The organism is Fodinibius sp. SL11 (assembly GCF_052060035.1).
Taxonomy (GTDB): domain Bacteria; phylum Bacteroidota; class Rhodothermia; order Balneolales; family Balneolaceae; genus Fodinibius.
On the sequence record NZ_JBPOEA010000006.1, the window covers coordinates 120,411 to 132,222 of the forward strand.

13 protein-coding genes are annotated in these 11,812 nt (G+C 38.9%); 8 read left to right on the forward strand and 5 right to left on the reverse strand.

Translation table 11 applies throughout. From position 1 onward, the window contains the following. Window positions 1–7 precede the first annotated feature (7 nt). Window positions 8–697, reverse strand: coding sequence for a TrmH family RNA methyltransferase (locus ACQ76V_RS09535; RefSeq protein ID WP_441000264.1), 690 nt, complete (start codon window positions 695–697; stop codon window positions 8–10). A gap of 92 nt (window positions 698–789) precedes the next feature. On the opposite strand from ACQ76V_RS09535, the gene ACQ76V_RS09540 reads away from it, so the two are divergent. Beyond that, a complete protein-coding gene (locus tag ACQ76V_RS09540; protein WP_441000265.1) occupies window positions 790–1,233 on the forward strand; it encodes a CBS domain-containing protein in 444 nt (147 codons plus the stop codon). Between the two features lie 86 nt (window positions 1,234–1,319). Here ACQ76V_RS09540 and ACQ76V_RS09545 read toward each other — a convergent pair whose 3' ends face one another. The 4 genes from ACQ76V_RS09545 to ACQ76V_RS09560 all read right to left on the reverse strand — a co-directional run bounded on the left by ACQ76V_RS09545 (window position 1,320) and on the right by ACQ76V_RS09560 (window position 4,264). Continuing rightward, on the reverse strand, window positions 1,320–1,997 hold the full coding sequence (locus tag ACQ76V_RS09545) for a response regulator transcription factor (protein ID WP_441000266.1): 678 nt from the start codon (window positions 1,995–1,997) through the stop codon (window positions 1,320–1,322). 103 nt (window positions 1,998–2,100) lie between these two features. Then, on the reverse strand, window positions 2,101–2,796 hold the full coding sequence (locus ACQ76V_RS09550; protein ID WP_441000267.1) for an alpha/beta hydrolase: 696 nt from the start codon (window positions 2,794–2,796) through the stop codon (window positions 2,101–2,103). A gap of 190 nt (window positions 2,797–2,986) precedes the next feature. After that, window positions 2,987–3,256, reverse strand: coding sequence for a GIY-YIG nuclease family protein (locus tag ACQ76V_RS09555; protein ID WP_441000268.1), 270 nt, complete (start codon window positions 3,254–3,256; stop codon window positions 2,987–2,989). Between the two features lie 48 nt (window positions 3,257–3,304). Beyond that, a complete protein-coding gene (locus ACQ76V_RS09560) occupies window positions 3,305–4,264 on the reverse strand; it encodes an integron integrase (RefSeq protein WP_441000269.1) in 960 nt (319 codons plus the stop codon). Between the two features lie 244 nt (window positions 4,265–4,508). Between ACQ76V_RS09560 and ACQ76V_RS09565 the strand changes: the two genes are divergently transcribed. From ACQ76V_RS09565 to ACQ76V_RS09595, 7 genes are all read left to right on the forward strand, one after another. Continuing rightward, on the forward strand, window positions 4,509–5,303 hold the full coding sequence (locus tag ACQ76V_RS09565; protein WP_441000270.1) for a hypothetical protein: 795 nt from the start codon (window positions 4,509–4,511) through the stop codon (window positions 5,301–5,303). A 2-nt stretch (window positions 5,304–5,305) separates the two neighbouring features. Beyond that, window positions 5,306–6,565, forward strand: coding sequence for a hypothetical protein (locus ACQ76V_RS09570; protein WP_441000271.1), 1,260 nt, complete (start codon window positions 5,306–5,308; stop codon window positions 6,563–6,565). A 194-nt stretch (window positions 6,566–6,759) separates the two neighbouring features. Then, window positions 6,760–7,560 (forward strand): hypothetical protein, encoded by an 801-nt coding sequence (locus tag ACQ76V_RS09575; RefSeq protein WP_441000272.1) that lies wholly within the window; start codon window positions 6,760–6,762, stop codon window positions 7,558–7,560. Between the two features lie 182 nt (window positions 7,561–7,742). Beyond that, window positions 7,743–8,486, forward strand: a complete 744-nt coding sequence (locus ACQ76V_RS09580; RefSeq protein WP_441000273.1) for an HNH endonuclease — start codon at window positions 7,743–7,745, stop codon at window positions 8,484–8,486. Window positions 8,487–8,662: 176 nt separating this feature from the next. Beyond that, window positions 8,663–9,529: an alpha/beta fold hydrolase gene (locus tag ACQ76V_RS09585; RefSeq protein WP_441000274.1), complete on the forward strand. Its 867-nt coding sequence runs from the start codon at window positions 8,663–8,665 to the stop codon at window positions 9,527–9,529. 163 nt (window positions 9,530–9,692) lie between these two features. Next, on the forward strand, window positions 9,693–11,213 hold the full coding sequence (locus tag ACQ76V_RS09590; RefSeq protein ID WP_441000275.1) for a histidine kinase dimerization/phosphoacceptor domain -containing protein: 1,521 nt from the start codon (window positions 9,693–9,695) through the stop codon (window positions 11,211–11,213). 284 nt (window positions 11,214–11,497) lie between these two features. Beyond that, window positions 11,498–11,812: IS110 family transposase (locus ACQ76V_RS09595; RefSeq protein ID WP_441000276.1), on the forward strand; the 315-nt coding region annotated here is incomplete at its 3' end.

Genomic DNA, 11,812 nt, shown 5'->3' on the forward strand with positions numbered 1-11,812 from the left:
GCACTGCTCACTCATCTTTTTCTTCGCTCATATATCGGTTAATCAACTTTTCGGGAGCACGGACCGATTTTTTAAGCCAGTCAAATTGTAAATCTAACTTTTCGGACGGATCCAATCCCCAATCGTCCCTGTTTTTTCTAAGCCGAGTACTCAAATCATATAAACAGAGAGCAGCACTTACCGAAATATTAAAGCTTTCGCTAAAGCCCACCATGGGAATTTTAGCATATCCGTCGGCATGCTCCAGTGCATCATCCGATAACCCCGTAAGTTCCGCACCGAAAACCAATGCCGTCTTTTGATCAAGCGAAACCTCGTCAATGGTTACATCATTTTCGTGGGGAGTAGTAGCAATTATTTGATACCCCTCCTCTTTTAATTGCCGATAACAATGCTCAGTATTATTTTTATCCGGCTGATTGTATGAATGCAGGGATATCCACTTATCGGCCCCAATTGTTATCCCCTGGTTGGGACTGAATTCATTTTTATTTTCGACAATATGCACATCTTGGATCCCAAAACAATCGCAACTGCGCAATACCGCACTGGCATTATGGGGCTGATAAATATCTTCTAAAATAACCGATAGGTAGCGGGTACGATTATCAATAACATCATTTATTCGTTGCCAACGATCCTCGGTAGCAAATTGTCGCAAGTACTGTATTAACTCAGATTTTAAGGCGTTATCCATAAATAATTTAAGGGTGTATGTTTTTAATCCTCAGAAATGTTATAATGGTTTATGGTTATTCTTTTTTTCTTACATAAAAAAACGGAGGTCTTATGCTTGTGCGGGATATTTTAAAAAACAAGGGAACCAAAGTCTATTCCATTGCTCCCAAAGAAACTGTTTATCAGGCGATTAGCAAAATGGATAAGCATAATATCGGAGCGCTTATCGTCTTGGAAGATCAGCAGTTAAAGGGGATTATCAGTGAACGAGACTATCGCAGCAAGGTTATTTTAAAGGGACGTTCTTCAAAAAGTACGAACGTTCATGAAATTATGACCGAGGATGTATTCTGTGTAACTCCCGAAGAATCGGTGGAAGCTTGCATGTCGATCATGACGGATAAAAAAATACGCCACTTACCGGTCATGGATGAAGATACCGTTTCAGGAGTTATTTCTATTGGGGATTTAGTAAAAACCATTATCTCAAAGCAAAAATTCGAAATCAAAAATATGCGGCAATATATACAGGGAGAGGCCACGTATCCCGGATAATCTTCACAGATATTATCAGTAATAAAAAACCCTTGCAAGAACCATCTCCTTGCAAGGGTTTTTTGTTGTAAAAGATCTACAAAGGGCTAATCATCACATCTGATGATAAATCCTTTCTTACGAACGGTATCGATATATTCATCTTCGGAGTGATTGCGGATTTTCTTACGCAGGTAACTGATATAGACGTTTATGTAATTGGTCTGCGTATCGAAGTGGATATCCCATACATTTTCGGCAATCTCTTCTTGGGTAACAATGCTGTTTTTTCGCTTTAACAAGTAAACCAGCAGGTTATACTCATTATTGGTCAAATCGACTTTCGTATCGTTGACCCAAAATTCACGTTCCAGCATATCCACCTTGAGCTCCCCGCATTTGAGTGTACGATCACCGTTTACATCCCCACTGCGGCGGCTAATCGCCTCAATACGAGCCAAAAGCTCTTCGGTATTAAACGGCTTCGTTAAATAATCGTCCACTCCCGCACGCAGACACTTAATTTTAACATCTGTTTCTTGCTCGGCAGAAAGAACTAAAATGGGCGTTGTTATCTCCTGATCGCGCACATCCTTGGCCAAGTCGAATCCGTCACCATCGGGCAATCCCAAATCAAGAATAATAATATCGTACGAATTTTGTACGGCATGATTTTCGCCACTTTGAGCCGTTTCTGCAATATCTACGGCATATTCATTTTTTTCTAATACTGCCTTTACAAGTGTTCGTACCGACGGATCATCTTCAATGACAAGTACATTCATGGTAGTAAAAATATCTCTGTTCCCTATTTGAAACCACGTTTGGCTTGATGGATTATAACCAACAGATCGTAAACATGCTAAGTTTATATATCAAATTCTATAATTATTTGTACCCTAATGATTTAAACCATTTTTGAGCTTTTTGCAGATATATATTATCCAATTTATGTGATCTGTCTACCTCTTTAAAGGTTACATTTGCTCCCCACCCGGATAACTGCTTACAACTCTTCCTCTGCGGTTCGCTTTTCACGCTGGTATCCCCTGTACCATGTAATGCCAATACATTCAGGTTATTATAACTCACTTCCCGTTCTTCAAACACCTCAGTTTTTATCCGTGCCCCAACAACTATCAATTCATCAACCAACTTTGATCGCGAAAGAGTAAAATATCCGCCCAGATAACCGCCCATCGAATATCCAAAAACGGCTAATCTGCTTACTGAAATTTGTGATAAAATATCCTCAATAAGTTCCTCCAAAAATTCGGCGGTCAACTCCAGTGATTTCACAAATTGATCCTGTTCTCCATCATATAAATACCAGGAACGCCCCCAATCCTTGACCTTCTTTTTCCTTCTGCGATCATATATAGGATACGGTCCCTGCACCAACAAATGATAAGCATTCAAATTTAGCAAAGGCTCAACCAATCGCTCAAACTGTGCAATATTTTGATTAAACCCGTGCAGATAAACAATAAGCGGCTTTTCTTCTGATGATTCTCCCGTTTGGAGTAACTTGTAGGGGACATCAATTTCAAAAGCACGTTGACCGGAACGCTGAACCTCTTTCATGTTTGTATGATCAGTATTAATTAGAAACTGGTGAGTGGGAAGTGTACGAATTTGATGACCACTTATCTACTGATCCAAATGTACTTAAGCCCTTTGGCTTAAAACAAATTCACTTCCACTATAGAAGCATTTTTACCCATCAATTGGACTTTTTACTCCTTGTCCACCTTTTTTTAGGACGTGGGTCCCGTTAGAAATCGGAATCTGCCAATGATCGTTTTAATCGATTCCTTACATATCTCTTCCCCATGCCAGATTTCAAATATTTTTCTCTGTCTAACGCATCACCTTTATGCAAACATCCCTCAAAATAAATCAATTTTAATGGCCGTCGATATCTCGTGGATTTCGATTGACCGGCTTTATGTTCTTTTAGTCTGGCTTTTAAATCAGCCGTAAATCCAGTATACCAATTTTTATCCTCAAGGCTGTATAGTATATAAACATAATAAAAGCTCATGATCAGAAGATTTCTAACGTGATTCTCATTTATTAGGGATAGTTTTATTTAACCATCAATTGGACTTTTTACTCCTTGTCCGCCTTTTTTTAGGACGTGGGTGTAGATCATTGTAGTACTCACATTTTTGTGTCCCAGCAACTCCTGCACCGTACGGATGTCATACCCATCCTGCAGCAAATGCGTAGCAAAGGAATGACGAAAGGTATGGCTGCTCACCTTTTTGAGGATATTCGTTTGTGATACAGCCGCCTTAATAGCTTTATGCAGATACGATGAGGATTTGTGATATCGCTGAGTCACGCCCGATCGCAGATCTTTAGCCCGCCGAGTAGATGGAAACAGATATTGCCATCCGAATGAGGTAACCAGGGCGGGATATTTTTTTGCCAGTGCTTTAGGCAAAATAATCTCTCCATACCCCTTTTCCAGATCTTTTTGATGAAGTAGCTTTACTCGCTTAATTTGATTTTTCAGCTTTTCTTTACTGACCTCAGGAAGTACCGTTGTACGATCTTTCTTGCCCTTGCCATTGCGCACCCAGATCTGATTAAATTCAAAATCGATATCCTTGACCCGAAGGCGCAGACACTCTGACTGGCGTAAACCGCTTCCGTAAAGCAACTCTGTCATCAGCCGGACATGCCCCTCCATATTCGCCAAAATACGCCGGGCTTCTTTAGCAGATAACACCACCGGCAACCGCTTTGGTTTGTTGGCCCGCTGCAAATTATCAAAGGCACCCAACGGTTTATCGAGCACCTGCTTGAACAGAAAAATAATAGCACACAACGCCTGGTTTTGTGTTGATGCCGCTACATTACGCTCGTTGGCCAGCCAGTTTAGAAACTCCACCACCTCCTCCTTTTCCATCTTTAGCGGATGAGTAAGTCCATGAAATTTCACAAACCGAACAATCCACCTGCGATATGCCTTTTCGGTACGATAGCTATAATTCCGTCTCCGTATCTCCTCACTAACCTTCGTCAACAATTTACTCTTACTCATAACATTTTTTTGATGAACAGTTATAAGTAAGACCACTGCCCCTCTAAAACCTTACGGATAAAATATATTATGCATACATATTATGTGTATTACCTCTGCACTTTCTTTTACAAATAATATTGTTGATACCGTGCCTCAAATTAACTTATCCACATTTTTGCATAATATGCTGACAATGAATAGTATTTAATCCTTATGTATAAGATTAGGTTAGGTTGCTAACAAATAAAAATCATTCAAATTCATGGAACTTGGTACAGGATTAGCAGTTTTGGGATCAGCTAAATTAATTGAAAAAATTTTGGGACCTACGGCGGAATATATTGGAGAGGGTTTAAAAGAATTCACCGAAAAGAGAGTAAATAATATAAAAAGAATCTTTAGCATTGCTCGTGAACAACTTGGAGAGAGAATTGAAGAAGAAGGCCAAGTACCGCCTAGAGTTCTTAAGGGAGTCTTAGAAGAAGGTTCCTTTGTAGAGGATGAGTTATCAGCTCAATATTTTGGTGGTGTATTGGCCGCTTCTAGATCTAAATATAAGAATGATGATCGTGGCACCTCATTCATTTCATTAATTACAAAATTAAGTAGCTACCAATTACACCTTCATTTTATTCTATATAGCTTATTAAAAAAACAGTTTCGTGATAAGCGTCTAAATATTGCCTCCAGCAAACATAGACGTAAATTAAGAATGTATATAGATCTTTTTTCTTTGGAAAATTCTCTCCAAATCTCATCGGACCAACAATTCGATACTATACTCCAACATTCTGCTTTTGGTCTGAATAGAGAGACATTGATAGAAGGTTTTGCATTTGGAACACCAGAAAACTTGTTAGATTACTATCCCGAACCTGAAAATACTGAATTAGATAGCAAGAGTTTTGTATTTACACCATCCGCTTTTGGTGTTGAATTATTTCTTTGGGCTCATGGTGAAGCTAACACACCTTTGGATTGGTTTTTATCAAATACCGTTGATTTACAATCAGTTGAAAACATTGAATTGCCCAAAAAGTATGGTAAGTATAATTAGCTATGTTCGATTTTTTATTTAACAGATTTAAGGAAGTACCTAAATTCAATCAGTATTACCCAACTTTAGAGGGAGCGAGTCAAGATCAACGAAGGTATTTCAACTGGTTTATCAAAGAATTGGAAAAGGGTAAAACACCAGATATACAAGGTAATTTATCTTACGTTTTTTTAGTTCTGTATATAACTATCAATAGGTTTATTAAAGATCGTAATTACGATCAATTATCAGATAATTTTGAAGCTCTTAAACCATATATCTATGAGTACGATACTATTGAAAAGTATGCTCATCAGTGGCATAGAGATGCAGCACTTTTAGCAGGCAATTGGCAAGAAGTTTGGGAGCATGGAAGAAAATGTAAACTTAATACTACAATTGTCTCACATTGCATTTCTAAAGAGCCATCAATTAAAATAGTTGCAAACGATTTATACTCTTTCCTTGACAATAATCCAGGTTTAACAAACTATGGATCGGATAATATCAATTCAGTTAATAAAATTGCTGACGATATTTTAAATGAACATCGTCAAGTTGAGAGGGTTAATTTTTTAAGTTCATTACGAAACAAATATGATTGGCAGTCTCTTTCAGAGGATCAAGTCTTAGAAATAGCTGATGAGTGCGAATATTTATACTCGATCAGAAAATTCAAAAATGCTTTAACAAAAGTCGGTAACCATTCCACAAAAACCTATACACTTTTTCAAAGTGTTCCAATGGACATGGTTCATAGCACGGAGAAAAGCAATTTTGACGGATTAAGTTTTGAAATAGAGACCTCTGTTAGAGCTGACAAGCCACAAGTAGAATTAAAAACAGTAAACCCTGTTTTGGATCTTGTGATTCTTGCAAAAAGCAAGTCAATTCTCAGAGAAGCTGAAAATTTATTAAGAGAAAAAAGAGAGCTTCCTAGAATTGGAGAAGGTTGGATTAGTGAAACTAAACTTTACCAAGAAATAAAAAACCATTTTGAAGATACCGCTGTTGTTCAACATGCAAGACCTGAATGGTTGAAACCACAACACCTCGATGTTTTTCTTCCACTTCATAAAGTAGCTATTGAATTTCAAGGGGCTCAACATATTCGTCCAGTAGATTATTTCGGAGGTGAAAAAGCTTTTAAAAAACAACAAAAAAGAGATGCTCGAAAAGCAAGGCTCTGCGAAGAAAACAATTGTGAGTTAATTGAGGTCTTTCAAGGTTATGAACCTAAAAAAGTGCTTAAAAAAATATCTTCAGCTATAAATGAAAATTAGTAAGCAACCTAACCCGCGCATTAAGTGGGACGTGCCTCGCCGTTGGCTGCCGGTTTCGATTTGATCAGTTTCCGGTGTACATTTTAAAACATATTCAACGTCGTTTTGCACGCCCCTTATGCGCAATGTCGTTAGGTGGTTGCAATTACATGAATAATCAAATCATCAAATTTTAATTCTTTGGGCATTCAATTATGACAGAAAATGAGCTACAATCGATTCCTAAATCAAAGAGACGTTTAATAGTTTTTACAGATGAAAACGCTTCTAATAGTGATGCAAGAACTGAAACAAAATTCGAACTCAGTGAAATCAATAAACTTTTCTTGCCTCAACTATTTCCTTTTGGCGGATTAGCGTATGAGTTGATTAAATCATCGATGAATGCACGCAAAAGTGGTATTGATCTTTCTATAATACCAACGCGAGCTGTTAAACATTTATCACTGCCTCCTAACCATCCTCAAGAAAAAGTTATTTACGTTATTCATCCTGTTAATGATCTTGAATATATTCCAATCTCTTCCTTCCATCACTTTGCTTTTAAACATAAATTTGCTGAAGTAATTAGATTGCTTTCTCACCTAGGAGCGACAAGTATAAAAGGAGAATACATTCATGGATATGGAAAAGAATTTTTGGGGAAGGCTGGTGCTGAGATAAATGGAGTCGGTGAAGTAGAAGGAAAAGGAGAAAAAAAATCTAGTAAAAATCGACAACTTATATACGAAGCGAATTTAGCAGGAACTACAACTCCAACTTTACCTGATGATTTGAGTTGGTATCACTATGAACCTACTTGGAAGGCTATAGCTGAATCGCGTATGAAGTTTGGTCTCAAAGATTTTGATTTAAGACTTGAATATAGTGACAATTATGGAATTGATGCTGAATTTAAAGCAAAAGTTCAAAACTCTGGATTCCAAGTAAAAGGAGAATTTGACCAGTTTAAAAAGACAACTTGGCATTTTTATGGTACCTTCCTAAACGACTAGAAAATTACTTTTATACGTAAATGGTTGCAACCACCTAACCCGCGCATTAAGGGGACGCACCTCGCCCTACCTTGCCGACTTCTGGCTTTTTAGCTCTTCGTTCATTATTTATCAACTCAACATTTTTTCGTGCGCACCTTATGCGCAATGTCGTTAGGCATTTTAAAATTCATCAATTGAATATGCACTCAGTTAATAAATATGGTTTAAAGAGAGATATTCCAGCTTCAGTAAAAAGAGAAGTCCGCCAGAAATATGGTTTCGGCTGTATTATATGTGGTTCAGCAATAATTGAATATGACCATTTTGATCCTCCCTACCGAGAAGCAAAAGAACATGATCCTGAAGGAATTACGATTCTATGCCCTCAATGTCATTCAAAAGTATCAAGAGGTATTTGGTCAAGAGAAAAAGTTTTTGCAGCAACAGAAAGTCCAAAATGTTTAGAAGATGGTTACACTAGTGAGATATTTGATATTGGAGGTTCACACCCAACAATTAAATTTGGCGGAGTGACACTATCTAATTGTGAAATTCCAGTTCAAATAAGTAACATTGATTTATTCAAAATTCAGAAGCCTGAAAAACCTGGTGCTCCTTTTAGACTTTCTGCTACCTTTTTTGACCAAGAGGGAAAACAAACTTTGAGAATTGAAGAAAATGAATGGGTTGCTGATTCGGACAATTGGGATCTTGAAACTAAAGGGCCACGGATTATAATAAGAGAAGCATTATATGACATTCATTTGATAATTCGGGCAATGCCGCCAAAAGGCATAGCTATTGAAAGAATGAAAATGCGAATTCATAACCACTTTGTTGAAGGTGATGAAGAAACACTAACTATTTATGACCCAAATGCTGGTAGCATGAACTTTACAAATTATTTGGTAGATAATTGTAAAATTGGTTTATCAATAGGTTAAAATGCCTAACCAACGCATTAACGCGGACGCACCTCGCCAATTCTCTGCCACTCTTGGTTTTATCTCTCTTCTTTCGTTAGTTGCTAACTCAACATTAATGTGTGTGCAGCTTATGCGCAATGTCGTTATACCGCTTGTTTATGATCTGTTTTAGCTTATATTCATATTAATTTCTTATGACAAGTATTCGCACAAATAACATCTCTCTTGAATACTCAGAATATGGGAATGGAGAACCGCTAGTGCTTGTCCATGGTTCGAGCAGTGATTATCGTACTTGGCAAAATCAGATCAATGAATTTAGCAATCACTTCCGTACGATATCATACAGCCGCCGCTACCACTGGCCAAATGAAAAAATACCGGAAGGCGCTGACTATATGATGAGTGAACATGTGGAAGATTTGGAAATCCTACTACAAAAACTGGACGCAGTACCAGCCCACTTGATAGGTCACTCTTATGGGGCTTTTCTTTGTTTATTACTAGCGATTAAGAATCCGAGTCTGATTCAAACCATGGTTTTAGCTGAGCCCCCGGTCCTTACGTTGTTTGTTAGTAATACGCCGAAGCCCCTCGAATTACTTTCGTTATTTCTAAGGCGACCGCGGACTGCTATAGCGATACTTAAACTTGGAATGAAAGGCATAGAGCCTGCCAAAACAGCTGCAAAGCGAGGTGACATTGAAGAAGTTTCGCGATTGATGGGACGCGCCATACTTGGTGATGAATTTTATAATCAACTATCCGAATCACGTCGTGAACAAGTACGCGTCAATACAATAAAAGCGGAATTACTTGGTTCGGGCTTTGCCCCACTGGGACCTGAAGAATTACGTGAGATAGAAATTCCCACATTACTGGTTGGTGGTGAGAAAAGCCCTAAAGTTTTTCATCGCCTCCTGGATAGGCTTGAAGAACTGCTACCACACACCAACCGGGTTCAAATTCCAAATGCCTCACATATTATGCACGAAGACAATACTGAAGCATACAATAAAGACGTAATGTCATTTCTCGCAAATTATAAGCAAGCGGTCTAACCAGCGCATTAAGGGGACAGGCCTCACCAATTCTTGCCCGCCTGCCATTTATTAGTTAATCTTTCATTTGTAAACAATTTCAACACGTTGGCGCCTGCACCTGATGCGCAATGTCGTTATACCTTTTAAATATCAGAAGTTAAACGGTTAGTCAATTCATTTCATGGATTCAGAAGAGAAACGTCTATACGCCTTAAAACAATATGATATTCTTGATACCGAAGCGGAGGAAGCATTTGACAATCTGGCAAAGCTGGCTGCTCAAATATGCGACACCTCATCTGCCCAGATAAATTTTATCGATAGAAAACGCCAGTGGAGTAAATCTGATATTGGTTGGGGAGCTCCGGAGCTACCGAGAGAAATGAGTTTCTGCGCTCATACGATACAATCAGAAGATTCCATGATGATTGTAACAGATACAGGTGAAGATGAACGGTTTAAAGACAGCCCCTTAGCAAAAAAAGATCCTCCTCTGCGTTTCTACGCCGGTGCCACAATTAAAAGCCAGGAAGGATATCCCATCGGTACATTATGCGTGTTTGATTCGGAACCCAAACAGCTTTCTGACAAACAATCAGAAGCCCTGCAAATGTTGGCTAAAGAAGTGGAAACGCATTTAAAACTGCGTATCAACCGAAGTCAGCTGCACGAAAACCTGGTTCAAGAAAACCAGCTGAATAAAAAAATTATCCAGAACCTACCGCTTAACTTTTTTATGTATAACGCAGAAGGTAAAATTGTACGTTGGAACGAATACATGAAATCAATGACCGGTTATACTGATGAAGAAATTAAGCAAAATAACCCCGAACACTATTTTGATCCGGAAGACCGTCTTAAGGTTAAGAAAAAAATGGAAGAGGTTTTTAGCGGGAAGCAAGTGACTTTCGAAGCCGATTTTATTAAAAAAGATGGATCTACCATGCCGTCCATTTTTAGTGCCTCACGATTTGAAACAAATGGTCAAATCTACCTGATCGGAACCGGTCAGGATGTAACGCAATTAAAACAGACGCAGCATAAACTTGAGCAATCCCTCCAAGAAAAAGAAATTCTTCTGGCCGAAATCCACCACCGGGTAAAAAACAATTTGGCCGTGATATCGGGACTTATAGAGCTTGAAACGATGGATCCGGAGGAAACAGATGTTCATAAAAAACTGCTGAACACCTCGCTTCGCATCCGCTCGATGGCCCGGATTCACGAAATAATGTATCAAACGGACAATTTGACTCACGTAGTTTTTGAGGATGTTGTTGAAACCATTGCAGATAATGTAAAAGACACCTATTCAAAGGCCGATGATATTACTCTGACGTTTGATATCGAAAAAATAACTCTGAATGTGAATCAAGCTATTCCCTGTGGATTGATTATTAATGAACTCCTCACCAATGCCTGGAAACATGCGTATCCTGAAGACAGAAAAGGGAGGATAGAGCTGGAAATGAGTGAATCTAACGGAATGATAACCCTGCGAATTGCCGATCAGGGAATCGGGTTGCCTGAAAATATTAATCCTGACATAGGAGAAACGTTAGGCTTTACCATTGTTCATCAGCTCTGTAATCAATTGGACGCCGAGATCAATCTGAATCAAGATTCTGGTACTGAGTTCATTATCCAGTTTGCCAAAAAAGATGTTAAAGGTGCTGGAAGTGCCTTAGAGTCAAATTTATAATTGAATATAATATTTGTTCTGAGAACGGGGAAGGTATAACCAGCCTTTAGATTACTCCTACCCAAAAATGACTTACTTTGGTGGTATAAAACCGCTACTGGACCCGCCGGGGTGACCTAGATAACCAGCTAGCTTTCGAGCTATCATGCGTATGAGTCCCCGGCAGGATTCCAGACCAGAAGGCACTAGTTAGAATGTAAGCCCAACGGGCTCCTAAAGGTAATAGTGGCTGGTCCTATGCAGTGAGCGGCAAACCTTCAATAGTTAATATAGGGTAAAATCTCATGGAAGCCAGCTATTATGTAGGTATTGACATCTCCAAAAGGCGATTAGATTGGCACCTGACCGACGCCGGGAACACAGAAATCGCAACCGGCCAAGCGGCCAACACTCCAAAAGGGATCCACAAGACAATAGCCCAATGGAAACGAGAAAAAACCTGCCTGAAAGAGCTCATCGTTTGTTTTGAGCACACGGGCCCCTATGGACTTTTGTTGGCCACTATATTAGAAGAGTCCGAGGTTTGTTATGTGGTGGTTTCGGCCGTCCAGGTTCAGCTTTCTTTGGGTATCCGTCGGGGGAAGTCTGATCCCATTGAT

Coding starts and splice junctions, on each gene's coding strand:
- ACQ76V_RS09540 (WP_441000265.1), top strand. CDS start 790: ATGCTTGTGCGGGATATTTTAAAAAACAAGGGAACCAAAGTCTATTCC.
- ACQ76V_RS09555 (WP_441000268.1), bottom strand. CDS start 3,256: ATGAGCTTTTATTATGTTTATATACTATACAGCCTTGAGGATAAAAAT.
- ACQ76V_RS09575 (WP_441000272.1), top strand. CDS start 6,760: ATGACAGAAAATGAGCTACAATCGATTCCTAAATCAAAGAGACGTTTA.
- ACQ76V_RS09565 (WP_441000270.1), top strand. CDS start 4,509: ATGGAACTTGGTACAGGATTAGCAGTTTTGGGATCAGCTAAATTAATT.
- ACQ76V_RS09560 (WP_441000269.1), bottom strand. CDS start 4,264: ATGAGTAAGAGTAAATTGTTGACGAAGGTTAGTGAGGAGATACGGAGA.
- ACQ76V_RS09580 (WP_441000273.1), top strand. CDS start 7,743: ATGCACTCAGTTAATAAATATGGTTTAAAGAGAGATATTCCAGCTTCA.
- ACQ76V_RS09585 (WP_441000274.1), top strand. CDS start 8,663: ATGACAAGTATTCGCACAAATAACATCTCTCTTGAATACTCAGAATAT.
- ACQ76V_RS09550 (WP_441000267.1), bottom strand. CDS start 2,796: ATGAAAGAGGTTCAGCGTTCCGGTCAACGTGCTTTTGAAATTGATGTC.
- ACQ76V_RS09590 (WP_441000275.1), top strand. CDS start 9,693: ATGGATTCAGAAGAGAAACGTCTATACGCCTTAAAACAATATGATATT.
- ACQ76V_RS09535 (WP_441000264.1), bottom strand. CDS start 697: ATGGATAACGCCTTAAAATCTGAGTTAATACAGTACTTGCGACAATTT.
- ACQ76V_RS09545 (WP_441000266.1), bottom strand. CDS start 1,997: ATGAATGTACTTGTCATTGAAGATGATCCGTCGGTACGAACACTTGTA.
- ACQ76V_RS09570 (WP_441000271.1), top strand. CDS start 5,306: ATGTTCGATTTTTTATTTAACAGATTTAAGGAAGTACCTAAATTCAAT.